This is a genomic window from Kocuria tytonicola, assembly GCF_003687175.1.
GTDB lineage: Bacteria > Actinomycetota > Actinomycetes > Actinomycetales > Micrococcaceae > Kocuria > Kocuria tytonicola.
The window spans coordinates 25506-50224 of sequence record NZ_RDEX01000003.1 but is presented as its reverse complement, the minus strand read 5'-3'; the positions used below and the strand labels follow the sequence as shown (position 1 = coordinate 50224).

The following is a 24719-nucleotide window of genomic DNA, read 5'->3' as shown; positions in this document are numbered from 1 at the left end:
CCCTCCGGACGCCTGTGGCGGACGCACCCACGCACGACGACGGCGGGTGGCCTCGAAACGAGGTCACCCGCCGTCGTCGTGCCGTTCCCGCCGGGGCGAGGACCGTGAGCCGTCGGAGGCGGGGGCCGCGGGACGTGGCTGGCCGCACAGCACTCCTCCGTCCGTTCGGGCGGACAACGAAGACATGGACGACTGCGGCGGATGCCGTGATCGAGGTGACCCCCCTCCTCCGAATCCCCGTCAGAGAACCACGAGCCAGCACGCCGCGAGGCCCACGGCGGAGAGCCCGGACGCCAGCCAGAAGGAGCGCCAGGGCGCCGCCCTGCCGATGAACAGGTACGCCACCAGTACCACGGTGAACTCGCGCAGCACCAGGACGGTGGCCGCGAGGTGGAGGTCGAAGGAGGCAACCCAGGCGATCACGGCACCGAAGGCAATGCCGATCACCGGGCCCACGAACGTCTTCCACGCGGACCCGGTGCGCACGAGCAGCACCGACGCAGCCCAGGACAGCACGCCGGGGAAGGAGACCATGGCGATGAACGGCACCATGGACATGGCCAGCGTCCACTTCTCTCCCAGCAGCGGAACCAGAACGATCGAGGCCACCTGCGCCACCACCACGCCGACCACAGCGATCAGCAGGGCCCCGAAGAGGTAGCGCTCGCTGGTCTCGCGGATCTCGCGCGCCGTCTGTTTGTCGGCGATGCCCACGCGCACCATGTTGGCGGTCGACGCCGCCAGGGCGTCCCCCGGAGCGCGGCCCACAGCGCTGCCCGCCGTGTACGTCCCCAGCACGGCGGTGCCCGCGAAGAAGGTCATGAACAGCCGCTCCGCCTGACCCTGGAACCAGGCCATGAGCGCGTACCCGGACATGGCGCCCATGTCCGAGAGGATGGACTGCTCCCCCGGCTCCGCGTGGGGGATGGGATGCGTGTTGCGGCGGGCCCGCCACCAGCACAGCAGAGCGAAGACACCCTCCGTGACAGCCAGCTGCAGGGACGGGCCGAGCAGCGAGTGGGTGAGGACCAGGACGGTGCCGCCCACCAGCAGGCCTGCGAGGGAGGCGCGCAGCTGGAGGCGCGCCAGCAGACCCCACTGACTGGTTGCCTGCAGGGTGCCCACGTAGAGCAGTCCCAGTGCACCGAACCCGGGCGCGAAGGCCACAGGCAGCACCTGGAAGAACTCGTGCCAGTTCTCCAGGGTGCCCCGCCACCTCATGATCAGCATGAGTCCCACGAGCAGCACGAACGCCAGCAGCGGCATGATGGCCCGGTACCGGTTCATGATCTTCATACCGCCGGGCTCCGTGAGCACGCGCATGACGGCGAACCGGGCACCAGAGTCGATCGTGACCTGGATGGCCGTGTAGAGCAGCGTCACCACGTTGTAGATGCCCACGTAGTGCGGGTTGGTGAACGCGGCGAGCGTGAGGATCACCAGGGCCGAGGACACCCGCGGCAGGGCACGCTCGATGAGCGACTTGATCTGGTTCAGCACGCCGGCGCCGCCATCACGCCCGCGGCAGCCGCAATGTTGCGCCGCGCGTACCGGCGGGTCCCGGGGCGCACCCCTGCCACGACCGCGTCGAGCTGCCCGGGGGTGCCCTGGGGCGACCCCGGCCGCCCGCCGTTGTCCACGAGCCACGGCAGACCTCCGGCCAGGGCCCACTCGCGCCAGGCCCTGTTGACCTCGGGATCCGCGGCGATCCGGTCGTGGTAGTCCGGTGCCCCAGAGAGCTGGGTGGCGCTGAGCCGGTAGCCGATCACCGGCGTCGCCAGCTTCACGATGCGCGAGCCCGTGCGCAGCGCGTCGAGCCACAGCACGTAGTCCTCCGCGGCGTTGGGGACCGCGTAGGCGTCGGCGGCCTCGAGGGACGCCCTCGTGGCCACCATGCTCGAGTGGAACAGCGGGTTGACGAACGGCAGCAGGAGGCCGAGCTCCGTGCTCGTGAGACCTCGGGGGTAGGACGGACGCGGCAGCCTCCCCTGCCCGAAGCGGATCCCCCCGGCGCACACGACCTCCGCCTCCCGCAGTGCCGGCAGGGTCACGCGGAAGCGCCAGGGCAGCGAGATGTCGTCGGCGTCGGTGCGCGCCACCAGCTCGCTGTCCGTGGTGTCGAGCGCGGCGCGCATGCACGCCACCGTCCCCAGGTTGCGGCTGTTCGCGCGCACGACGACGCGCGGGTCGGTGACGCGGCGCGCGGCGGCCTCCGTCTCGGCGTCCGGCCCGTCCACGGACACCACGAGCTCGGCGTCGCGCGGCATGGCCAGCAGCGTGGAGCGCACCGCGGTCTCCACGGTGGCGCCCGCGCGGTAGGCGGGCATGATGACGGTCAGTTTCGGCATGGTGGCACTCTCCCCTGATAACCACGAATCACCCCACCGTCGTCGGCTCCCCGGGGTGAACATCTGCGGACAAATTCTTTGTCATAGAAACGCAGAACGATATTCAGGTTATCATGGGGAAAGCGGGACAGGGGTGCCGATCATGGCGGCAGCGGCTATTCCCCGGAATCTCGGGGCTGAGCGGCCAAACCGTTGCACAGCCGCCAGGACGGCGCGGGGGCGCACGGAATACCCGGGGTGCCGTCGTCAGAAATATGGCCCTGTCCCCCAATAGGGGGTAATGGTAAAGAAGTTTGTCCCCATTTACAGCTACGCGAACATTGGGGTTTCCCGTCGGGCTGACGGGAACACAGGAGAAAATTGGGGGGATCACGTGTCACCACGTGTCAAGAACGTCATTGTCAGATTCCTGGGGATCGTCCTGGGCGCCACCGTCCTGGGAGCGGCACTTGGAGCGGGCGTGGCCGCCCTTCGGCCCGAGAGCTACACGTCCACCACCACGGTGATGGTGACACCGACGAAGAGTCTGCCGAGCACCCAGACGGAGACCGTCTCGCAGTACATCCTCAGCAACATGCCCACCTACAACAACCTCGCGATGACCTCGAGCGTTCTGCAGGAGGCTGCGGACCACGGCAAGGGCACGGACGAGATCTCCAAGGACCTGACCGTGGAGGTCCCCACCGGCTCGAGCCTCATCAAGCTCGCCTACACGGACGCGGACAAGGAGCGCAGCGCCGCCATCGCGGACGACCTCGCGGCAGGGCTCCGTGACTCCATCCGTCAGTTCTCACCCCAGAGCGACGGAGCACCCCAGGTGGACGTCTCCATCGTCCAGAAGGGCAGCTCCGCCACGACGAGCGACAAGCCCAGTGTGAGCCAGTGGGCCCTCATCGGGGGGACCCTGGGTGCCGTCCTGGGCCTTGCCGCAGCTCAGGCGGCCACTCGCCGACGCGCGGCACCCCGCCACCACACGTCGTCGGCCACCGCTGGACAGAACGACGCACTGTGGTCATGAAGTGGCGCGATGCGATCACGATGGACCGCGTCCCGGTGCTCACCCTGATCGTTTTCCTGCTGGTCAGCTGGGCCTCCACGGTCTACTTCCTGGACCACTCGGTGATCACCGTTCCCAGTCCGTTCACGCCGGTCTGGGCCGCGTACAACCACCCCGATGCGGCGCGCCTGGTCTCATGGGCGATCTGCGGGCTGCTGCTCGCACTCCTCGTTCCGCTGCCGGGCCGCCCACCGTCCTGGACGGTGCTGATCTCGACGATCGGCAAACAGGTGCGACCGCTCTCGTGGTTGTGGATCCTCATCACGTTCGGCGCCATGGCCGCGCTGGTGGCGACGAAGGGACGGTACCTGCTGGAGGCGCCGCAGTACCTGATCTTCACGGCCCCGCCGGCTCTCGTCTCCGCCTCGAGCGTGGCACAGCCGATGGCGGTGCTCGCGGCCGGGTTCCTGTCCGTCCGGCACCCGTTGCTGGGCAGAATCGCCATGGTCCTGTGGCTCGTGCTGCTCTTCGCATGCGCCACGCGCGTGTTCGCCGGCGTGGTCGTGCTCTACATGGTGGGCAGGTTTCTCGCGGGTGGCCGGGTCTCGTGGCTGGGGTGGTTGTTCACGGTCCTCGTCACGGTGGTGCTTCTGCCCATCCCGCTCTACTGCCGCGACCTGACCGAGCACGGTCTGATCCCTTACGCCCGCGCGATCTCCGAGGTGATCCTCGAGCCGTCCTTCATCAAGGAGTCCCTGCTCACCACCACCAGCAGCTTCGGGTTCAGCGTGCCGCTGCTGGTCTTCACGAGCCACGAGTACGGCATCACACAGCAGGACATGCTGATCTCTCTCAACCCGGGGCCGGGCCGTCTCGTGGGGTGGGACGACATCCTGTTCTCGATGCGTGTCCACGAGTTCATCCCCTACTCCGCCCTGGGCGAGTGGGCGAGCTTCGGCGGCTTTGCCCTCATGCTGTTCACCCTCGTGTGGGGGCTGGTGGTCCGGGGGTGCCTCCGCAGCGTGGGCTCCAACCCCCACCCCACCATGGTGCTCTTCCTCTCCGCCCTGCTGGGGATGGCCATGCTCACGGTGGTGATGATCACCCAGTACAACACCCGTGCGGTGAGCCGCATCATCTCCATGATGATTGCCGTCGCCCTGCTCGAACGCGTGCTGCGGCCCGCCACTGCCGCGTTCCTGCGCCGCTGGTCGTTGCGCAGGGCGCGCACCGGGGAGTCCGCCGCGAGAGGCCCAGTTGCCGATGCACTGGCGTGACGAGCACTCCTCCGCGGCCAGGGGCAGGACGAGCAGACGCGCTTTCCTGACCCTGGCCGGGGCTGCTGTGGTGGGCACTACCGCGTCCTGCTCGGACGCGGGGGGCCCCGCGCCGAAGATCCCTGCTCCGAGTGCGCTCGAACGCCGTGAGGTGTGGGCCCACGCGGTGCCCCAGGGCCTGCCCCTGGCTGACGGCGACGACGTCGCCTACGGCAGCGAGCGCCCGCTGTCCTTCGCCCCTCGGGACACCCCTTACGACACCCTCGTCGCGGACCAGGTGGACCAAGCGCGTGCGGCCGGTCTCACCGGCATGCAGATCCTCCTGCTGGAGGGGGTCAACTCCGGGGGTGACTTCGTGGGTGACTGGATGACGGCCGCGGACCGCACGTGGGAGGGCCCGCAGCCTCGGGGGTTCTCGGTGGCTCCGTGCCTCCTCGTCTCCTCGCCCAGGAGCGCCAGGGAGCTGGTGGAGCAGTACGCGGAGGCCGCCGCCCGGCACCCCTCTGCAGCCCGCTCCGGCAGTGCGCTGGTGGTCTGGATCTACAACGCCCGTTCCCTCACCCCCGAACAGTGGGACTCGGTGCGCACCGGCCTCCGCGAGGGAGGCACCGAGGTGTTCCTGGTCGCCGAGCTGACCACCCAGGCGAGCCAGCACGGTGACCGGCTCGACACGTCCGTCGTCGACCCCTACGCCCGCTGCTTCGACGCGGTGTGGCTGTTCGAGGACAAGGAGACGCAGGTCCTGGAGGACTTCACCGCCTGGGCCGCTGACAAAGGGGTCCCCTTCGCGGGAGGGTCGCTGCCCGGGTACGACCGGGAGACGTCCCACGGAGGCTACGTGGACGCCCGCGGCACCGAGCTGTGGCGCGCTCATCTCGAGAAGCAGCTGGCGGCGAACCCGACGTGGCTGACCGCGGTCACGTGGAACGACGCCGTGGAGCACACCTCGGTGCAGCCGACCTCCGACTGGGGCACCACCAGAGCAGACCTGCTGGCCCACTACTCCGCGGTGTTCCGGGGCGTTGGCCAGGCGGACGGCGATTCACGCGCGTACGTGACCACGCCGCAGTACCTGGTCGCGGGCCAGGAACTCCTGGCGGAAGGCCTGGCGATCAACCACGGGAGCACACCCGTGACGGTGCACCTCCGGGTCACCTCCGCGGGAGGACGTGTGCTCGCCGAGTCCACCTCTCGTCCCGCCGGGCCCGGCAGCGTGACGACGGCAGCCGTGGAAGAAGCGCTCCCGCTGAAGGGAGGAGATCACGCCTTCGCCGTGGTGGAGCTGCTGGACGAGTCCGGCAGACACCTCAGCAGCACCCGCAGCGCCCCCGTGGTCGTCCTCGACGCAGGGGACCCGGCAGTGCCGACGCCCGACCGGCGTCGCTACTACTCCGTGAGCTCTCACGGAGCAGCGGACTTCGCCGCGCTCGCGGAGCTCCAGCACGGCGGGGGCCCGAACCCCTCCGGGACGAGGGTGAAGAGCAAGGACTCGGTCCGTTGCCTGGAGCTGCTCCACAACACCTGGCCTGCAGGTCTGGCCCTCGACGCCGCTGAGGTGGCGTACACGAATCCGCCCGCCAAGATCGTGGGAGACCAGCAGGTCACCACCGTTCGGAGCGGATTCACCGTGGCCCGGCTGGTGACCCACGAGGGGAAGATCGCCTACTCGCCACCGGTTCACCACCCCGCATCCGCCAGGTAGCCCCGGGAGCCTCGATGACGGCCCACCACCGGGCCGTCACCCGACTGCACGACCGTTCGATCATTCAACCGTTCGACCAACACAGGGGAGAGAACATGACACACCAGAGACGCCGCCTCGCCACCTTCACGGGGCGCGGCTACGACAAGGGCCGCAGCACCCTGCAGTGCGCGGCCTGGGCACTCGTCGTGGAGCCGCTGCAGCGCTCCGTGCTGTGCCCCCCGCGCGTGCGCGCGCGCATCCTGCGGGCGTTCGGGGCGCAGATCGGCGAGGGCACACTGATCCGCCACGACGTGCGGATCCACTGGCCCTGGAAGCTGAGCGTGGGCGAGAACTCGTGGATCGGCGTCGGCGCGTGGCTGCTGAACCTGGAGCCCATCACGATCGGATCGGACGTGTGCATCTCGCAGGGCGCCATGCTCTGCACGGGCAGCCACCGCGCTGACGACCCCGCCTTCGAGTTCGACAACGCTCCCGTCACGGTGGCCGACGGCGCGTGGATCGCCCTGCGCGCCACGGTCCTGCGCGGCGTGACCGTGGGCGAGGGTGCGGTGGTGGGCGCCACCGCACTGGTCACCCGGGACGTCCCGGCCGGCGCGCGCGTGCTGGCCCCGGCCGCGGCGGGGGTGTGAGCGGCATGCGGATCCTCCAGGTCGTCGCCCTCGTCTCGGGCACCAACGCGTACGGCGGCCCCACCACCGTCGCCTTCAACCAGTGCCGTGCGCTGGCCGACGCCGGTCACGACGTCGTCCTCGCCGCCACCGGCTCCGAGCTGGGCACCCCGCTGCCCACGGAGCGCGACGGCGTGCGCACGGCCCTGTTCCCGCCGCACTACGTCCTGCCGGGGGCAGGCTTCGCGGGCCTCACCTCACCGGCCATGCTCGCGTGGGTGCGCCGGGTCTCGGCGAGCGCGGACGTGGTGCACGTCCACACCGCCCGTGACCTGCTGACGCTGCCGGCCGCGTGGCTCGCGCAGCGCGCGGGCACCCGGACGGTGCTGCAGACCCACGGGATGATCGACCCCTCGGACAACCCGCTCGCGGGACCCCTGGACGCCGTCCTGACCCGCCGGGTGCTGCGCGACGCCCACCGCGTCTTCCACCTCACCCCCCGGGAGGAGCAGGAAGTGGCCCGGGTGGCGCGCGGTCCGGTGAACCTCATGGAGCTGCGCAACGGCATGCCGGTCAGCCCCGAGCCCCGCCCCGTGCGGGAGGGGGACGCGTGCCGCGTGCTGTTCCTCGCCCGGCTGCAGGAGCGCAAGCGCCCACTCGCGTTCGTCGCCGCGGCCCGCACCCTCGCGCACCGGTACCCCAGCGCCACGTTCACCCTGGTGGGCCCGGACGAGGGCCAGGGGGACGCCGTGCGCCGGGCCGTCGCCGAGTCCGGCCTCGGGGACCGTCTCACGTGGGCGGGTCCCGTGGACTCTGCGGGGGCCGCCCAGTGGATGCGGGACTCGGAGCTCTACGTCCTGCCGTCCGTGGACGAGCCGTACCCCATGTCCGTCCTGGAGGCCATGTCCAGCGGACTGCCCGTGGTGGTCACGGACACGTGCGGTTTGGCGGACACCGTGCGCCGCACTGGGTCCGGCGCGGTGGTGGACGACACCCAGCAGGCCCTCGAGGACGCGCTCGACGAGCTGCTGGGGAACCCTGTCCTGCGGGAACGCGCTGGACGGGCCGCACGGGAGACCATTGCCCGCGAGTACGGCATGGACGCCGTCGTGCAGCGGCTGCTGAGCGCGTACCGGGACTGAAGCCCGCTGCGGTTCCGGGCGCCGCACTTCACCCGCGCTGGAGCGGGGACACCGCGCTGGCCGATCGGCCAGCGCTCCCCTGGCCGGTGGTCCATGCAAGGTCTGGCCGCTGGGCGGTGTTGCCCGGGCAGGGCGGCTCCGTAGCGTGGTGTCCACCGGGTCGGAGCAGGACCGCCGCAGGATCTGCTCGGGGGTGACCCGGTGACCTTCACTGAACGATCAACAGCAAAGGACACTCATCGTGGACATCTTCACCTCGATCATCCAGAGCCTCGGCACCATCGCGGGCATCGTGCTCGACTTCCTCAAGGCCTTCGGCGTCACCGGCTGATCCAGCCCGCACCCCCGGGCGGCGGCACGCGCCGGGCGCCCGGAGCCCACGGCCCCCACCGCACGGTGGGGGCCGTGGATCTTTCCACGCCCGGGGACCGGTGCCGCCTCCCCGCCCCGCTTTTCGCGGCCGTGAGGCCACCCCGTAGGATGAACGCGTGAAGGCCTTACTGCTGGAAAACATTCATGCTGACGCCGTCGACGCCCTGCGCAGCCGCGGCTTCGAGGTGGAGACCCGCAAGGGGGCCCTGGATCCGGCGGAGCTGGTGGATGCCCTGGAGGGTGTGTCCCTGCTGGGGATCCGCTCCAAGACGCAGGTGACCCGCGAGGTCTTCGAGGCCCATCCCCAGCTGATGGCCGTGGGCGCGTTCTGCATCGGGACCAACCAGATCGACCTCACCGCGGCCACGGACACCGCCACGGCCGTCTTCAACGCCCCCTTCTCCAACACCCGCTCCGTGGTGGAACTGGCACTCGGGGAGATCATCGCCCTGGCCCGTCACCTCACGGACAAGAACGCCGCAATGCACCAGGGCGTGTGGAACAAGTCCGCGGAGGGCTCCCACGAGGTCCGCGGCCGCACCCTGGGGATCGTGGGCTACGGCAACATCGGCAAGCAGCTCTCGGTGGTGGCCGAGGCCTTCGGCATGGACGTCTACTACTACGACATCGTGGACCGCCTGGCCATGGGCAACGCCACCCGGTGCGACTCCCTGGAGCAGCTGCTGAACACGGTGGAGACGGTCACCCTGCACGTGGACGGGCGCGAGTCCAACACCAACATGTTCGGCCGCGAGCAGTTCCGCCAGATGCGCCCGCGCTCCATCTTCCTCAACCTCTCCCGCGGTCACGTGGTGGACCTCGAGGCGCTGCGGGAGGCCCTCGTCTCCGGGCACCTGGCCGGCGCCGGACTCGACGTCTACCCCTCCGAGCCCAAGGCCGCCGGGGAGCCCTTCGTCTCCGACCTGCAGGGACTGCCCAACCTCATCCTCACCCCGCACGTGGGGGGCTCCACCGCGGAGGCGCAGGAGAACATCGGCGGCTTCGTCTCCGGCAAGCTGGTCGACTACTGCCGCTACGGCACCACGAGCCTCTCGGTGAACTTCCCCGAGGTGCAGCTGGACCCCTCGATCCACGGCACCCGCCTGCTGCACATCCACAGCAACGTCCCGGGCGTGCTGGCGCGTGTCAATTCGGTGCTGGGCGAGCACGGGATCAACGTGGACCGCCAGCAGCTCGTGACCAAGGCCCAGATGGGCTACCTGGTCACGGACTGCGGAAACGGGGTCACCGAGGACGTCGTCGCGGCCATCAAGGCCCTGCCGGAGACCATCCGGGTGGCCACCCTCTCCTGACCCGGCGCCGGCGTCCCGGCACCTGGCTGCCGGGGCGCCCGAGCCGGAGTCCCCGGTGCACGGCATCCTTGGTGTGCCGGAGTCCCTGCGCACACGAGCCCCGGGACCGTGGCGGACGACGCCGCCCGCCACGGTCCCGGGGCTCGTGCACTGCGCGGGGTGGCCGCTACTTCTTCCTGCTCGCCTTCGCGGGGGACGTGGCCGTCCTCCCGGAGGACTTCGTCGCCTTCGGGGAGGACTTCACGGCTTTGGCGGCGCCCTTCTCCGTGCGCGCCCCCGCGTGCTCCAGGACACCGCTGCCGGACTCGATGTGCGAGCGCATGAACCACTGGAACAGCTCGAGACCGCGGACCTGCCCGATCAGCATGTCCTCGGTGATGGGGTCCACGTCGCTCACACGGGCCAGGGCCTCGCGGTGGTCGCTGATCACGCCGTCGTAGACGAGGTCCAGTGCCGCCAGGTGCTCCACACCGGGGGCGCGGTGCACGCTGTAGTCGTCCCACGTGCGCTCGGCCACGATGGCGCCGGGCAACCCGCTCGGGGAGACACCCATGGTGGCCATGCGCTCGGCGAGCTCGTCCACGTAGCCGCGGACCTCGTCGATCTGCGGGTCCAGCATCTCGTGCACCGCGATGAAGTTGGGGCCCACCACGTTCCAGTGGGCGTGCTTGAGGGTCAGCTGCAGGTCGTTGAGCGCGTGCAGGCGCTGCTGCAGGATGTCTGCCACCGCGTGGCCCTGCTCGGTGGTGAGACCGGGGACGGTGAACGCGGCGTTCCGCGTGGACTTCTTGGCCATGAGAACCTCCTGAGAGGGCCCGGGACCCCGGGTCGGGACCCCACTGAACCCACTTATTGTGATGTATTCACAATAGTGCGGCGGACAGCGGCGCGCCAGGGTCCGCGGCACCGGCAGCACCGGGCGGGCCAGGAGCTCCGGGACCACCGGGACCACCGGATTGGTGATCCACCTCACGGGCCCTAGTGTGGGGAGAAATACCTGAGACCTGGAGTATCGGATGAGCGCCTATCCCCACCTTCTGTCCCCGCTGCGCGTGGGGTCCACCACCCTGCCGCACCGCGTGATCATGGGGTCCATGCACACCGGTCTGGAGGAGACCCCGGGCGGCGAGCACGAGCTCGCCCGGTTCTACGTGGAGCGGGTGCGCGGCGGCGCGGGGCTGATCGTCACGGGCGGGATCTCCCCCAACCGGGAGGGCGCGGCCCGGCAGGACGGCGCGCACCTGAGCGATCCGGCGCAGCTTCCCCCGCACCGCACGGTCACGGACGCCGTGCACGCGGAGGGCGGGCTGATCGCCCTGCAGCTGATGCACAGCGGCCGGTACGCCATGCACGCGGATGCCGTGGCGCCCTCCCCCATTCGCGCGCCCATCAACAAGGTCACCCCGCGCGAGCTGAGCACGGAGGACGTGCGGCGCACCGTGGAGGACTTCGCACGGGCCGCGCAGCTCGCCCAGCAGGCCGGCTACGACGGCGTGGAGATCATGGGCTCCGAGGGCTACCTCATCAACGAGTTCCTGGTGGAGCACACCAACCGGCGCACGGACCGCTACGGCGGCTCGGACGCCGCGCGCCGCCGCTTTCCCGTGGAGATCGTCCAGCGCGTGCGGGAGGCCACGGGCCCGGACTTCCTCATCATGTACCGCCTGTCCGCGCTGGACCTGGTGCCGGACGCGCAGGAGTTCGAGCAGGTGCTCGCCCTCGGCCGCGAGGTCGAGGCGGCGGGCGCCTCGCTCATCAACACGGGCATCGGCTGGCACGAGGCGCGGATCCCCACGATCGCCACGAGTGTCCCGCCCGCCGCGTTCACGTGGGTGAGCCGCGCCCTGCGGGAGCAGCTGAGCGTTCCCGTCGCGGCGGTGAACCGCATGAACACCCCGGAGATCGGCGAGGCCGTGATCGAGCGCGGGGACGCGGACCTCGTGTGCCTCGCCCGCCCGTTCCTCGCGGACCCCGAGTTCGTGGCGAAGGCCCGCGAGGGGCGCTCCGCCCAGATCAACACCTGCATCGCGTGCAACCAGGCGTGCCTGGACCACACGTTCTCCGGCAAGCGGATGTCCTGCCTGGTCAACCCGCGTGCCATGCGCGAGGACGAGCTGGTGCTGGGCCCCACCCGCACAGCGGAGCGGATCGCCGTGGTGGGCGCGGGCCCCGCGGGTCTGGCGTTCGCGGAGGCCGCCGCGCAGCGCGGCCACCGGGTCACCCTGTTCGAGGAGCACCACGAGATCGGCGGGCAGTTCCAGCTGGCGCGGCGCATCCCGGGCAAGGAGGACTACGCCCACACCATCCGCTACTTCCGCACCCGCCTGGCCGAGCTGGGCGTCTCCGTGCGCACCGGACGCACCGCCACCGCCGCGGACCTGGAGTTCGCGGACCGGGTGGTCGTGGCCACGGGCGTCACCCCCCGCGTGCCCGGGATCCCCGGCGAGGACGGGCCCACCGTGCTCGGCTACAAGGAGGTGCTCGCGGGAGCCCCCGTGGGCGAGCGCGTGGCGGTCATCGGCGGCGGCGGCATCGGCTTCGACGTCGCCCACTTCCTCACCCACGACCCCGCGGCGGACTTCTACCGCGAGTGGGGCGTGGACCGCTCCCTGCAGGCCCGCGGCGGCCTGCTGCGCCCTCATCCCGCTCCCCCGCGGCGTCGTGTGACGGTCCTGCAGCGCACGCCCGGCAAGCCCGGTGCGCGCCTGGGCACCACCACGGGCTGGATCCACCGCGCGGAGCTGCGCATGGCGGACGTGCAGTTCGTCACGGGCGTGCAGTACCAGCGCATCGACGAGCAGGGCGTGCACGTGCTGGTGCCCCAGAAGGACGACGCCGCGGGGCGGGCCCCCGGGCCCGCGGCCGCCACGACGCCGCGCCCCACCGGCGGTCCCGGCGCCCAGGACGCCCCCGCGGGCGGGTCGCGGGCCGCCGCCGTGGCCGAGGCGCCCGCGCTCCAGGAGCTGCTGGTCCCGGCCGACACCGTGGTGCTGTGCGCGGGGCAGGAGTCCCGGGCGGACCTCGTGCCCGAGCTGGGCGCGCAGCGCCCCGTGCACGTGGTGGGCGGTGCGCACGTGGCCGCGGAGCTGGACGCGAAGCGGGCCATCAAGGAGGCCGTGGAGCTCGCCGCGTCCCTGCCCTGAGCCCGCACCCGGTGGCGTCGGGTGCAGGGCGGGTGCCACCCCTCCGACGCGCCGGTGCTCCGTGCCACGTCCGCCGTGGCACGACCGCGGAGGAGCGCGCCACGGCGGGGCGCGGGGCCCGCGCGGGGCCGAGCTGTCACCACTCACCCAGCCCGGCCGGATACTATTCTGGGAACTGTCCACGACCGTGTGCCCCCTCCGCCCCCGGCGGTCGCACGGGACGCACCGCCACTGGCTGGCCGAGAAAGGAGGCGGGATGGGTTTCTGGACCGGACTGGAGAACGGGATCGAGAAGGCGGTCCGCACCGCCTTCACCGCGGGCTCGCGCAGGCGCGTGGAGGCCGTGGAGATCGCGAGCGCCCTGCGCCGCGAGCTGGACCAGGAGTCCTTCACCGTCTCGGGCGGGCGCACCATGGCCCCCAACGTCTTCACGGTCCAGTTCTCGGACGACGACTTCCCACGGGCCCAGGAGTGGGGCGTCCAGCTCGCGGAGGAGCTGTGCGACGTGGTCATCCGCCACGCGCGCTCCCAGGCCTACACGTTGCAGGGCGCGGTGCGTGTGAGCTTCACGCGCGAGTCCGAGCTGGAGGTCGGCGAGTTCGAGATCGTGTCCTCGTTCGAGCGCACCAGCACCCCCCAGGCCCCCGCGGACGCCGGCACCTCCGCCCGCGCGCCCCAGCCCCCGGCCCCCGCGCCGCACGCGCAGCCCCGGGGATCCCGCGGCGTGAACCCCTCCTACGACGACGCCCCCACCGTCGCCCACGAACCCGTCGCCTCCGCATCCCCCCAGCGGGTGCCCGTGATCGAGGTGGGGTCCGAGCGCTTCTCCCTCAACGCCCCGAGCGTGAGCGTGGGCCGCTCCGCGGAGGCGGACATCACCGTGGAGGACACCGGGGTCTCCCGCAAGCACCTGGAGATCCGCCGCCAGGGACAGAACTTCCTGGCCGTGGACCTGGGCTCCACCAACGGCTCCTACGTGGACGGCCAGAAGGTCCAGGGGCGGGCCCAGCTCGTGGACGGCTCCGTGATCACCATGGGGCGCACCCGGCTGGTCTTCCGGCTGCTGGTCCCGAAGGAGAGACGCTGACGTGTCCGAACTGACCGTGACCCTGCTGCGCTTCGGCTTCCTGGCGCTGCTGTGGATCTTCATCGCCGCCGTGGTGGTCTCCCAGGCGCGTGACCTGACCGTGAGCGGCAGGGCCCGCTCCGCGTCCCGGGAACGCACCCGGGCGGCGGTGGCCGCGGACGAGCCCGAGCGGCGTCGTCCCGCGCCCACGCCGCAGCCCCGGCAGGCCGCACCCACGACCGGGGGAGCGCGCCACCGACCGCAGCAGCTCGTGGTCCTGGAGGGCCCGCTGGCCGGCAGCAGCTACCAGCTGGGCGCGGCTCCCGTGATGCTGGGCCGCTCCACCGAGGCCACCGTGCCGCTCAAGGACGACTACGCCTCGGGCCGCCACGCCCGCCTGTTCCCGCAGGGCTCCCGCTGGTTCCTGGAGGATCTCGGCTCCACCAACGGCACGTTCGTGGAGGGTCAGAAGCTCTCACGCGCCGCCGCGGTGGAACCGGGCGTCCGCTTCCGTGTGGGCCGCACCGTGATGGAACTGAGGCAGTAAGCGCATGCCCATAGCCTTCCGCTACGCCGCGCGGTCCGACGTGGGCCGCGTGCGCTCCAAGAACGACGACTCCGCGTACGCCGGGCGCTACCTGGCCGTGGTGGCCGACGGCATGGGCGGGCACGTGGGCGGGGACGTGGCCTCCGCCTCCGCCGTCATCGACCTCACCCACCTGGACCACGCGGGCCACGACGGCGACGCCGAGACCGTGCTCGCCGACGAGATCCAGAACGCCAACCAGAACCTCGCGAAGCTCGTCCAGTCCAACCCGCGGCTGGGGGGCATGGGCACCACCGTGACCTCCCTGCTGATCGACGGGGACGAGATCTCGGTGGCGCACATCGGGGACTCCCGCGCGTACCGGCTCTCCGAGGCCGAGGGCTTCCAGCAGATCACCACCGACCACACGTTCGTGCAGCGATTGATCGACGAGGGCCGGCTGCAGCCGGAGGAGGCCGAGAGCCACCCCCACAAGAACGTGCTGATGCGCGTGCTCGGCGACGTGGACGCCTCCCCCGAGCTGGAGGTCCGCACCGTCCGCCCCGCCGTGGGCGAGCGCTGGCTGCTGTGCTCCGACGGGCTCAACGCCGTGGTGAACGCGCAGACCATCGAGAACGTGATGCGCTCCACGGGTGACCTCAACCAGATCGTGAACTCCCTCGTGGAGCTCACCCTGGACCGCGGCGCCCCGGACAACGTGACCGTGGTGGTCGTGCAGGTGGACGAGATCCCCCGCGGGGACGAGGCCCACCCCATGACCGGTGAGAGCCAGGGCGCCGTCCCGGACGAGTCACGCACCTCGGACGAGCAGCTGCGCGCGGACACCTTCGAGGACCACTGGAACGGGCCCATGGACTCCCCCGTGGCCGGCGGCGGTCACGACTACCGCGAGCCCGGGCGCCAGGAGGACACCGCCACCCCGGAGCGGTCCTCGGCCTCCGTGCTGCGCCAGGACCTCTCCGAACGGCCGCACCTGCTCGTGGGTGCCGCCGCGAACGCCACGCAGACGGGGCGCATCCCCACGGTCTCCGACTCCGCGATGCAGCGCCGCGCCACCATGCTCTCCACGTCCACCCTGGACATCACCACGGACCCCGCGGAAGTGCGCAGCCTGCTGCGCCGCAAGGGCGAGGAGCCCGCTCCCGGGACCAGGCGGCGTCGTGCCCTGTGGGCGACGGGCATCGCGGTGCTCGCCGTGGCCCTGCTGCTGGGCGGCTGGGGAGCCCGCGCGTGGACCTCGTCCCAGTACTACGTGGGGGAGGACAACGGCAAGGTGGCCGTGTACCAGGGCGTCTCGCAGTCCCTGGGCCCCCTCTCCCTGAGCGAGCTGGACTCCACCACGGACATCCCCGTGGACTCGCTCTCGCAGTACGCGCAGGAGCGCGTGCGCGCCACGATCCCCGCGGACGACCGCGCCGAGGCGGAGAAGATCGTGGCCGAGCTGAAGACCTCCTCGGGGGCGTCCCCGCACCCCACCGGCAGGGTCACCGTCACCACCCCCACACCGGACCCCTCGGGTGCCACCGGCTCCCCGAGTGCGAGCCCCAGTCGTTCGGGAGGTGGGAACAGATGAGCTCCACCGCACCCGCCGCGGCTCACGACGCCGCCGCGCGCCCCAGGCCGCGCCGCCTCACCGAGCTGCTGCTCCTGCTGCTCGCCCTGGGCATCGGCGTGGGCGCCAACATCCTGGTGGACCCCGAGCAGCTGGACAAGGACGCCTCGCACATCGTGGTGAGCGGCTCCGTGCTGGGCCTCGGCGCACTGCTCGTGCACGTGGTGCTGTGGGCCCGCGCGCGGTACGCGGACCCGTACCTGCTGCCCCTCGCCGTGGCGCTGAACGGCCTGGGGCTGGCCATGATCCACCGCATCGACCTCTCCACCGGTCAGACCGCCGCGAACACCCAGGTGGTGTGGACCGGGGTGGCCATGGCGGTGTGCTGCGTGGTGCTGTGGCTGCTCAAGGACCACCGACGGCTGCGCAACGTCACCTACATCATGCTGCTGCTCTCCGCCGTGCTCCTGGTGCTGCCCATGGTCCCGGGGCTCGGCGTGGAGATCAACGGCGCGCGGCTGTGGATCTCCGTGGCCGGGCGCACGTTCCAGCCCGGTGAGATCGCCAAGATCACCCTCGCCGTCTTCTTCGCGGGCTACCTCTCCACCAACCGGGACCTGATCCTGCTCGCGGGACGGAAGATCGGTCCCGTGCGGCTGCCCCGCTTCCGGGACGTCGCCCCCATGCTCGCGGCCTGGGCCATCGCCATCGGCGTGCTCGTGCTGCAGAAGGACATGGGCACGGCCATCATGTTCTTCGGCCTGTTCCTGGCCATGATCTACCTGGCCACCGGTCGACTGGGCTGGATCGTGCTGGGCGTGGTGCTCATGCTCGTGGGCGGGTTCGCCGCGAGCCGGTTCTTCACCCACGTGAGCCTGCGCCTCGACGCCTGGCTGGACGCGTTCAACCCCGAGGTCTACAACCGCTCCCCCGGCGGCTCCGCGCAGATCGTGCAGGGGCTCTTCGGCCTGGCCTCCGGCGGGCTGTTCGGACAGGGCCTCGGCCAGGGCCGCCCGGACCTGGTGTCCTACTCCAACTCGGACATGATCATCACCGCGTTCGGCGAGGAGCTCGGGCTGATCGGGCTGGGCGCCATCCTCATCATGTTCCTGCTGTTCGCCACGCGTGGTCTGCGTGCGGCGCTCGGCACCCGGGACGCGTTCGGCAAGCTGCTCGCCGCGGGCCTCTCGGCACTGATGGTCCTCCAGCTGTTCATCGTGATCGGCGGGGTCACCCGGCTGCTGCCGCTGACCGGATTGACCACGCCGTTCATGTCCGCGGGCGGTTCGTCGCTGCTGTCCAACTGGATCATCGTGGCCATCCTGCTCGCCATCTCCCACAGCGCGCGCCGCCCCGTGGTCACGGGCCCTGCCTCGGACGAGGACCTCGCCACCATCGAGGCACGACGCCGCGCCCGCGCCGAGCAGCGCACGCAGGGTTCCGACGCCGCGGACCGCGAGCCCGCCACCGAGCCCACGCGCTCAGCGGCTCTGAGCTCCTCCGCCGCGGCCCCGCACCACGCCGGCGATTCGTTCGACGCCCCGGACACCGGTTCCGCCACCGAGGCGATGTCCCGCATCTCGGACCGCTCGGACGGGCCCGCCGCCGGTGAGCGCGCCGCGTCCCGTGACACGGACGACGCCGCTGCCGCCACCACCACGGGTGGCGACGCCGCGCGCGGGGGCACCCGGGCGGCGTCGTCCGGGGGCCCCGAGCAGAAGAACGAGCCCGCCCAGGGCGAAGCCGAGCAGGAAGGAGGGACTCCGTGAACAAGGCGATCCGCAGGATGTGGCTGATGGTCGCGGCCATCGTGATGGTGCTGCTGCTCACCCTGACCTACGTGCAGTTCTTCGCGGCGAACGCCCTCCAGGCCAACCCCTGGAACAACCGCACGCTCTACGAGCAGTTCGGACAGGACCGCGGCTCGATCCTGGTGGGTGGCAAGGAGATCGCCAAGTCCGTTCCCGCGAACGACGACTTCGAGCACCAGCGCGTCTACACGGACTCGCCGCTGTACTCCGGCCTGACCGGCTACTTCTCCCTGGTCTACGGGGCCACCGGCCTGGAGTCCACCATGGGGGACGAGCTCTCCGGCGCGTCCGACGACCAGTTCTACGACCGCGTGATGTCCCTGTTCTCCGGGGACCAGCCCAAGGGCGCCTCCGTGGAGCTGACCCTGGACCCCAAGCTGCAGCAGGTGGCCTACGACTCCCTGGAGGGACACAACGGCTCGATCGTGGCCGTGGACCCGAAGACCGGTGAGATCAAGGCGATGGTCTCCCGCAAGAGCTACGACGCGAACGCCATGTCCTCGCACGACACCGACAAGGTGGTGGCCGCCTCGGACCAGCTCAACGCGGACCCGGACAAGCCCCTGGTGAACCGGGCGATCGGCGGGGACCTCTACTCCCCCGGTTCCACGTTCAAGCTCGTGGACACCGTGGCGGCCCTGGAGTCCGGGAAGTACACCACCGGCTCCACGCTGCAGAACCCGTCCGAGCTGCCGCTGCCGGACACCACCGTGACCCTGCCGAACTACCGGCAGGGAGGTTGTGCCGCGCGCACCGAGGTGAACCTGCAGTTCGCGCTGGAGCAGTCCTGCAACACGCCGTTCGCGCAGATCGCCATGGACCTGGGGCAGGACAAGATCCGGCAGACCGCCGAGAACTTCGGCTACGGCCAGGACCTCAGCATCCCGCTGGACGTCACCCCCTCGGTGTTCCCGAGGGACATGAACCAGGCGCAGCTCGCGCTGTCCTCGATCGGACAGTACGACGTCCGCACCACCCCGCTGCAGGTGGCCATGACGTCCGCGGCGCTGGCCAACGACGGCGTGATGATGAAGCCCAGCCTGGTGAAGAACGTCCGGTCCTCGGACCTCTCGGTCATCGACGAGTTCAAGGCGGAGCAGCTGCGCCGCTCCACGGACGCGGAGACCGCGAACACGGTCACGGACCTGATGACCTCCGTGGTGGACAACGGCATTGCCCGCGGCGCCGCCGTCCCCGGCGTGAAGGTGGCCGGCAAGACCGGCACGGCGGAGATCGGCAAGGACGGATTGAACGATTCGTGGTTCACTGGATTCGCGCCCGCCGATGACCCCCAGTTGGCAGTGGCAGTGGTCGTCGAGGACGTGGACGTCACCACAGGGTCCTCCGTGACCAGCCCCAGCGCACGGCAACTCTTCGAGGCGGTGTTGAACAAGTGAGACCATCGTCGAGCACCATTCTGGGCGGTCGCTACGCGCTCACGGAACGAATTGCCATCGGCGGCATGGGCGAGGTGTGGAAGGCCAAGGACCAGGTCCTGGGCCGCATCGTGGCCGTGAAGATCCTCAAGGACGAGTACAACGGGGATCCCACGTTCCTGCAGCGTTTCCGCGCCGAGGCGCGCCACACCGCACTGCTGAACCACCCCGGCGTGGCCAACGTCTTCGACTACGGCGAGGACGAGGGCTCCGCGTTCCTGGTCATGGAGCTGGTTCCGGGCGAGCCGCTGTCCAACATCATCGACCGGCAGAAGTCGCTGGACCCGGACACGGTGCTCAACTACATCGGCCAGACCGCGCGCGCCCTCGCCGCCGCCCACGCCCAGGGTCTCGTGCACCGGGACGTGAAGCCCGGGAACCTCATCATCACCCCGGACAACCGGGTGAAGGTCACGGACTTCGGCATCGCCCGCCTCGCGGACCAGGTGCCGCTGACGGCCACGGGCCAGGTCATGGGCACCGCCCAGTACCTCGCCCCCGAGCAGGCCACCGGCCAGACCGCCACGGGCGCCTCGGACATCTACTCCCTGGGCATCATCGGCTACGAGCTGCTCGCGGGCCGCCGTCCGTTCACCGGGGAGTCGCAGATCGCGATCGCCCTGGCACAGGTCAACGACAACCCGCCGCCGCTGCCGGACTCCGTGCCGGAACCCGTGCGGGCACTCATCATGTCGATGCTCGCGAAGGACCCGGAGGACCGCCCGGAGAACGCCGGCAAGCTGGCCAACGCCGTGGACGCCCTGCGACGCGGTGACATGGCCTCGGCCGTGGCCATGGTTCCGGGCATGTCCCGGTTCCTCTCCACGGGCGTCGCCGACGACGACCAGCCCACCGAGGCCATGGCCCCGGTGTCCGGACCGGCCACCCGCGCCATGCCGGGAACCGCCATGGGAGCACCCGTGGGCACGGGCTCGGCGGCCGCCGCGAACCGGCCTGATCCCCGCTACAGCGCGCACCCCTCCACGGCACAGTTCGACGCCGTGGACCAGGGCAGGACCGGCTCCACGCCGCAGCAGAAGCCCAGGCGTTCCGTGTGGGCCTGGCTGCTGCCCCTTCTGGCGCTGCTTCTGGTGCTCGTGCTGGCCGGGGTGTGGTTCTTCTCCACCCGCGGCTCCGAGGACTCCCCCTCTCCGGGCACCGTGACGTCCTCCACCGTGTCCCCCACGGAGTCCGGCACCGTCACCCTGCCCCAGCAGATGGTGGGCCGCAATGCCGAGCAGGTCTCGAACGAGATCGTGGCCCTGGGCGTGAACGTGGACAAGCGGCTGCAGCAGGGCACCGGCAAGGCCGAGAACACCGTGGTCTCCACCGAACCGGGGGCCGGGGCCTCCGTGAAGGTGGGATCCACCGTGGTGGTGTACGTGGCCTGGACGCCGCCGGCCGACTCCGGGCAGGGTTCCGGCACCGGCGGCGCCACCGGCCAGCCCGGTGCCACCCCGCAGCCGGGCGGGGGCGGCGCCTCTGCTCCGGCGCCCACGGGGGCACCGGTGAACCCGAGCACCGGCGCCGGCAACGGTGGCGCGGACGGGGGCAACCAGGGCGACGGCAACGGCGCCACGAACGGCGCGGGCCGGGGCGGCGACACCTCCCAGGACACGGGTGACCAGGGTGCCCGGGCGGACGGGGCCACCGGTGGCACCGTGGCGGGCCAGGACGCCGCCGTGGCCGCTCCCGGCGCATCCGGCGGTGCGAGCAACGGCACGGACGGGTAGCGCACATGGGGACGCCGTCGATCCCGGATCGGATCAACGACCGCTACGAGGTCGGTGAGGTCATCGGCCGCGGTGGCATGGCCACCGTCCACGTGGGCCAGGACGTCCGCCTGGGACGCCGGGTGGCCATCAAGATCCTGCGCCCGGAGCTGGCCGCGGACGAGACGTTCCACGAGCGCTTCCAGCGGGAGGCCCACGCGGTGGCCTCCCTGAACCACCACTCCATCGTGGCCATCTACGACACGGGGGAAATCCGGCCGCAGGGCCCTGACGGCGTCATGCGCCCGTACATCGTCATGGAGTACGTCCCCGGGCAGACGCTGCGGGAACTCATCCACGGGCCGGGGGTCACCCCCCAGCAAGCCGTGGAGTACATGCTCGGCATCCTGGACGCGCTGTCGTTCAGCCACCGTGCGGGGATCGTGCACCGGGACATCAAGCCCGCGAACGTGAAGGTCACCCCGGACGGCGGCGTGAAGGTCATGGACTTCGGGATCGCGCGCGCCGTGGAGGACACCCAGGCGGCACTCACGCAGTCCCAGGCGGTGCTCGGCACCGCGCAGTACCTCTCCCCCGAGCAGGCTCGCGGCATCGCCGTGGACCCGCGCTCCGACCTCTACTCGGCGGCATGCGTGCTCTTCGAGATGCTCACGGGCCGGGCACCCTTCGTGGGGGAGTCCTCCGTGGCGATCGCGGCGCAGCACGTGCGGGACGCGCCCCCGGCGCCGTCGGCCCTGAATCCCCGGTTGCCCCCGGCGGTGGACCGTTTCATGGAGCGCGCCCTGGCCAAGAGCCCCCAGGACCGTTTCGCGGACGCGGGCGAGATGCGCCGCGCGCTGCGCGAGCTCGCGGGGCACCTGCCCGGCGACCTGGGCGCCACCCAGCCCATGGCGGCCACCGCGGAGACCGGCGACGGCCACACCAAGACCCTGCCCGCCGTGGGCGCGGGCGCGCCCGCCGCCGCAGTGGTGGCCGCCGGGCGCAGCGAGGACACCGAGCCCTCCCGCGTCGACGACGCCCCCACGCAGGCCCACGCCCACCCCTTCGATCCCGACGCCGACGACGCCGAGGCACCCGCCGCGGCCGCGCGCCCTCAGCCGGGGACCCGTAAGCCACGGCGCGGATGGGTCGTGGCGCTCGTCATCCTCCTCGTCCTCGCGCTGCTCGGCGCGGGCACGGTCCTGGGAGTGCAGTGGTGGCAGGGCCAGCAGGTGGAGCAGGTGGCCCGCGTGAGCGTTCCGCAGGTCGCCGGCATGGACAGCACCACCGCGGAGAACACGCTGCGGGACGCGGGACTCGACCCCACGTTCACCCGCGAGCACAACGACACCGTGGCGGACAAGCACGTGATCGACGTGAACCCGGCCGCCGGAACCGAGGTGGACAGCGGCTCCAAGGTCACCGTGCGGGTGTCCGAGGGACCCGAGAGCGTGAAGGTCCCCGAGGACATCGTGGGACAGTCCCTGGAGTACGCCCGCGAGTCCATCCAGCACGCGGGGCTCACCGTGGGCCCGGTGAGCACGGTCAACAGCGCCACGGTGCCCGCGAACGCGGTGATCTCCTCGGACCCCGCGCCGGGCAGCTCCGTGGCCAAGGACAGCGCGGTCAAGCTGCAGGTGTCCTCGGGAAAGGTCACGGTCCCTGACGTGGTGGGCCGCAGCCGCGCCGAGGCGGAGAAGATGCTGCAGGCGGACGACGTCCGGCTGAACGCGAACGTGGAGATCCGCGAGACGGAGGACGCCGAGACCGGCACGGTACTGGAGCAGTCCGCCCCCGCTGGCTCCTCCGTGAGTCAGGGCTCCACCATCACTCTCACGGTGGCACGCAGGACAACCCCCACCCCCACGCCGTCCGCGAGCGAGACACCGGAGGAGACGGCCGAGCCCACGCAGGCACCGACCCGGTCCACGGCTCCTCCGAGCAGGCCCACCTCCGCTCCCAGCGCCACGCGCGCGACGGAGCGCTGAGCAGGAACACGACGACCCGCGGTCCCTCGTGAGGGGCCGCGGGTCGTCGCCTGGAACCGGTCGGGTCCGCCTCAGGCGGTCATGAGCGGTGAGAGCCCCGCGGCAGCCGCGGCCGCACCGTGCTGGCCCACTTCCTCCAGCCAGTTGCCCAGCATGAGGTAACCGCCCTCGGTGAGCACGGACTCCGGGTGGAACTGCACCCCGTGCAGGGGCGCGGTGCGGTGCCTGAGCCCCATGACCACCTGGCCGTCGTCGGTGGTGGCGGTGACCTCCAGGCAGTCCGGGACGGTGTCCGCGGCCACGGCCAGGGAGTGGTAGCGGGTGGCGGTGAACGGCGAGGGCACGGAGGCGAAGACGCTCTCCCCCTGGTGCACCAGCCGGGACGTCTTCCCGTGCATGAGCTGCTGCGCGTGGCCCACGCGGGCTCCGTAGACCTCACCGAGGGCCTGGTGGCCCAGGCACACGCCGAGCAGCGGGGTGCGGGTCCGTTCCGCCCAGCGGATCAGGTCCGCGCAGACCCCGGCGTCCGCGGGTGCGCCCGGCCCCGGGGAGAGCAGGACGCCCTGGTGCTCACCTGCCAGGGCGGTGGCGGCAGGGACGTCGAGGTCGTCGTTGCGGACCACGGTGGTCTGGGCACCCAGCTGCTGGAGATAGCCCACCAGCGTGTAGACAAAGCTGTCGTAGTTGTCCACGACGAGAATCTTCACAGACACTCAAGAACTCCTGCGCGTTCACCGGTTGAAAGAACTCGCGCAAGTCTACGCCCGCGCGGGCGATAGACTGAACGCCGATCTCGCACCCGGAACGGCCCCGGACCACCCGGTGGGCCACCCCGCCCCCGCCCGGACGGACCCGGTGCGCACCGGGTCCCGCGCCCACGCAGCAGGAGGAATGGTCAGCAGTGTCTCAGCCCAGGAAGCGCTTCGGCAGGCCCCGTGACGCGCAGGAGGACGCTCAGCAGTTCACCCTCACGGAGCGGGACCGCGAACTCGCGGCACTGGCCGCAGAGATCCTCCCCCGCAACAGCGCGGCCGCCTCTTTCGAGCGCGCCGCGGCGCGCAACGCGGGGTCCTCCTCCGTGGCCGCCCGCGATGCCGTGACCGACACCGAGCTCGTCGGCGGTGATTCTGCCACCGCCACAGGGGCCCATGGCTCCCGCGTCGAGGACGCCACGGTCGAGGACACCACGGAGGGCGCCACCACCGCGGCCAGCGGCACGCACCAGGCCGTCGGCCGCCGCGCCAAGGGCCGCGCCCCGCGAGGAGCCGCGGGAGCAGGAGCCGCTGCGGCGTCGTCGACGACAGGGACCACGGCGGGCACCGCTCGCAGCGCGGCGCACGCCGGGGACACCACGGCGTCGGACAGCCCGGAGTCCGAGCCGACCCCCATGGAGCTCAAGCAGCAGCGCAAGCGCGAACGCCAGGCGCGGCGCAGGGCCGAGCGGGCCGCCAAGGCGGAGGAGCGCGAGCGCCGCGCCACGGACTACCAGCCCACCCCGCTGTGGTACAAGATCGTGATGATCGGGCTCATGATCGTGGGCCTGCTGTGGATCATCACGTTCTACCTGTTCCAGGGCGTGGTCCCCATCCCGGGGATCGGCCAGTGGAACCTGTTCATCGGGCTGGGCTTCATGCTCGCCGGGCTCATCATGACCACGCGATGGCGTTGAGCCTCCTTCCCGGCCCCGCCCGCTCCCGTCAGG

The 24719-nt window shown here is 71.4% G+C and carries 19 protein-coding genes; 15 read left to right on the top strand and 4 right to left on the bottom strand.

The window, feature by feature from the left end:
* Window positions 1-240 precede the first annotated feature (240 nt).
* Window positions 241-1500 carry a polysaccharide biosynthesis protein gene (locus tag EAE32_RS10070; protein WP_121845577.1) on the bottom strand — a complete coding sequence of 420 codons (1260 nt, stop codon included), beginning with the start codon at window positions 1498-1500 and terminating at the stop codon, window positions 241-243.
* Window positions 1494-2348, bottom strand: a complete 855-nt coding sequence (locus tag EAE32_RS10065) for a glycosyltransferase family 2 protein (protein WP_121845576.1) — start codon at window positions 2346-2348, stop codon at window positions 1494-1496. Before EAE32_RS10065 ends, EAE32_RS10070 begins: the two co-directional genes overlap by 7 nt.
* 373 nt (window positions 2349-2721) lie before the next feature.
* Between EAE32_RS10065 and EAE32_RS10060 the strand changes: the two genes are divergently transcribed.
* The 6 genes from EAE32_RS10060 (at window position 2722) to serA (ending at window position 9762) form a co-directional block, all read left to right on the top strand.
* On the top strand, window positions 2722-3366 hold the full coding sequence (locus EAE32_RS10060; RefSeq protein WP_165860501.1) for a YveK family protein: 645 nt from the start codon (window positions 2722-2724) through the stop codon (window positions 3364-3366).
* Window positions 3363-4622, top strand: coding sequence for a hypothetical protein (locus EAE32_RS10055; protein WP_124035175.1), 1260 nt, complete (start codon window positions 3363-3365; stop codon window positions 4620-4622). The genes EAE32_RS10060 and EAE32_RS10055 overlap by 4 nt, the downstream gene beginning before the upstream one ends.
* Before the next feature lie 67 nt (window positions 4623-4689).
* A complete protein-coding gene (locus tag EAE32_RS10050; protein ID WP_124035174.1) occupies window positions 4690-6324 on the top strand; it encodes a glycoside hydrolase family 71/99 protein in 1635 nt (544 codons plus the stop codon).
* 95 nt (window positions 6325-6419) lie between these two features.
* Window positions 6420-6956 (top strand): LbetaH domain-containing protein, encoded by a 537-nt coding sequence (locus EAE32_RS10045; protein ID WP_121845572.1) that lies wholly within the window; start codon window positions 6420-6422, stop codon window positions 6954-6956.
* Between the two features lie 5 nt (window positions 6957-6961).
* Window positions 6962-8077, top strand: coding sequence for a glycosyltransferase (locus EAE32_RS12120; protein WP_121865066.1), 1116 nt, complete (start codon window positions 6962-6964; stop codon window positions 8075-8077).
* 488 nt (window positions 8078-8565) lie between these two features.
* On the top strand, window positions 8566-9762 hold the full coding sequence (serA, locus tag EAE32_RS10035; RefSeq protein ID WP_121845570.1) for a phosphoglycerate dehydrogenase: 1197 nt from the start codon (window positions 8566-8568) through the stop codon (window positions 9760-9762).
* 166 nt (window positions 9763-9928) lie between these two features.
* On the opposite strand, the gene EAE32_RS10030 is transcribed toward serA, so the two are convergent.
* A complete protein-coding gene (locus EAE32_RS10030; protein ID WP_121845569.1) occupies window positions 9929-10558 on the bottom strand; it encodes a Dps family protein in 630 nt (209 codons plus the stop codon).
* 220 nt (window positions 10559-10778) lie between these two features.
* Between EAE32_RS10030 and EAE32_RS10025 the strand changes: the two genes are divergently transcribed.
* From EAE32_RS10025 to pknB, 8 genes are all read left to right on the top strand, one after another.
* The gene (locus tag EAE32_RS10025; RefSeq protein WP_121865065.1) at window positions 10779-12905 is read left to right on the top strand and encodes an NADPH-dependent 2,4-dienoyl-CoA reductase; all 2127 of its coding nucleotides are present in this window, start codon (window positions 10779-10781) and stop codon (window positions 12903-12905) included.
* A gap of 256 nt (window positions 12906-13161) precedes the next feature.
* Window positions 13162-13992, top strand: coding sequence for an FhaA domain-containing protein (locus EAE32_RS10020; protein WP_121865064.1), 831 nt, complete (start codon window positions 13162-13164; stop codon window positions 13990-13992).
* A 1-nt stretch (window position 13993) separates the two neighbouring features.
* Window positions 13994-14518: an FHA domain-containing protein FhaB/FipA gene (locus EAE32_RS10015; RefSeq protein WP_121865063.1), complete on the top strand. Its 525-nt coding sequence runs from the start codon at window positions 13994-13996 to the stop codon at window positions 14516-14518.
* A gap of 4 nt (window positions 14519-14522) precedes the next feature.
* Window positions 14523-16091 carry a PP2C family protein-serine/threonine phosphatase gene (locus EAE32_RS10010; protein ID WP_121865062.1) on the top strand — a complete coding sequence of 523 codons (1569 nt, stop codon included), beginning with the start codon at window positions 14523-14525 and terminating at the stop codon, window positions 16089-16091.
* A complete protein-coding gene (locus tag EAE32_RS10005) occupies window positions 16088-17839 on the top strand; it encodes an FtsW/RodA/SpoVE family cell cycle protein (RefSeq protein ID WP_121865061.1) in 1752 nt (583 codons plus the stop codon). Before EAE32_RS10010 ends, EAE32_RS10005 begins: the two co-directional genes overlap by 4 nt.
* Window positions 17836-19278 carry a peptidoglycan D,D-transpeptidase FtsI family protein gene (locus EAE32_RS10000; RefSeq protein ID WP_121865060.1) on the top strand — a complete coding sequence of 481 codons (1443 nt, stop codon included), beginning with the start codon at window positions 17836-17838 and terminating at the stop codon, window positions 19276-19278. Before EAE32_RS10005 ends, EAE32_RS10000 begins: the two co-directional genes overlap by 4 nt.
* Window positions 19275-21050 carry a protein kinase domain-containing protein gene (locus EAE32_RS09995; protein ID WP_121865059.1) on the top strand — a complete coding sequence of 592 codons (1776 nt, stop codon included), beginning with the start codon at window positions 19275-19277 and terminating at the stop codon, window positions 21048-21050. The genes EAE32_RS10000 and EAE32_RS09995 overlap by 4 nt, the downstream gene beginning before the upstream one ends.
* Window positions 21051-21055: 5 nt before the next feature.
* Entirely contained in the window at window positions 21056-23017 is a 1962-nt protein-coding gene (gene pknB, locus EAE32_RS09990; protein ID WP_121865058.1) for a Stk1 family PASTA domain-containing Ser/Thr kinase, read from the top strand.
* Window positions 23018-23088: 71 nt separating this feature from the next.
* Here the strand turns inward: pknB and EAE32_RS09985 are convergent, their stop codons facing one another.
* Window positions 23089-23730 (bottom strand): anthranilate synthase component II, encoded by a 642-nt coding sequence (locus EAE32_RS09985; protein WP_121846887.1) that lies wholly within the window; start codon window positions 23728-23730, stop codon window positions 23089-23091.
* A gap of 188 nt (window positions 23731-23918) precedes the next feature.
* On the opposite strand from EAE32_RS09985, the gene EAE32_RS11825 reads away from it, so the two are divergent.
* The gene (locus EAE32_RS11825) at window positions 23919-24686 is read left to right on the top strand and encodes a cell division protein CrgA (protein WP_165860500.1); all 768 of its coding nucleotides are present in this window, start codon (window positions 23919-23921) and stop codon (window positions 24684-24686) included.
* Window positions 24687-24719: the final 33 nt, after the last annotated feature.

Coding starts and splice junctions, on each gene's coding strand:
- EAE32_RS10065 (WP_121845576.1), bottom strand. CDS start 2,348: ATGCCGAAACTGACCGTCATCATGCCCGCCTACCGCGCGGGCGCCACC.
- EAE32_RS10055 (WP_124035175.1), top strand. CDS start 3,363: ATGAAGTGGCGCGATGCGATCACGATGGACCGCGTCCCGGTGCTCACC.
- EAE32_RS10045 (WP_121845572.1), top strand. CDS start 6,420: ATGACACACCAGAGACGCCGCCTCGCCACCTTCACGGGGCGCGGCTAC.
- EAE32_RS12120 (WP_121865066.1), top strand. CDS start 6,962: ATGCGGATCCTCCAGGTCGTCGCCCTCGTCTCGGGCACCAACGCGTAC.
- EAE32_RS10030 (WP_121845569.1), bottom strand. CDS start 10,558: ATGGCCAAGAAGTCCACGCGGAACGCCGCGTTCACCGTCCCCGGTCTC.
- EAE32_RS10025 (WP_121865065.1), top strand. CDS start 10,779: ATGAGCGCCTATCCCCACCTTCTGTCCCCGCTGCGCGTGGGGTCCACC.
- EAE32_RS10020 (WP_121865064.1), top strand. CDS start 13,162: ATGGGTTTCTGGACCGGACTGGAGAACGGGATCGAGAAGGCGGTCCGC.
- EAE32_RS10010 (WP_121865062.1), top strand. CDS start 14,523: ATGCCCATAGCCTTCCGCTACGCCGCGCGGTCCGACGTGGGCCGCGTG.
- EAE32_RS10005 (WP_121865061.1), top strand. CDS start 16,088: ATGAGCTCCACCGCACCCGCCGCGGCTCACGACGCCGCCGCGCGCCCC.
- pknB (WP_121865058.1), top strand. CDS start 21,056: ATGGGGACGCCGTCGATCCCGGATCGGATCAACGACCGCTACGAGGTC.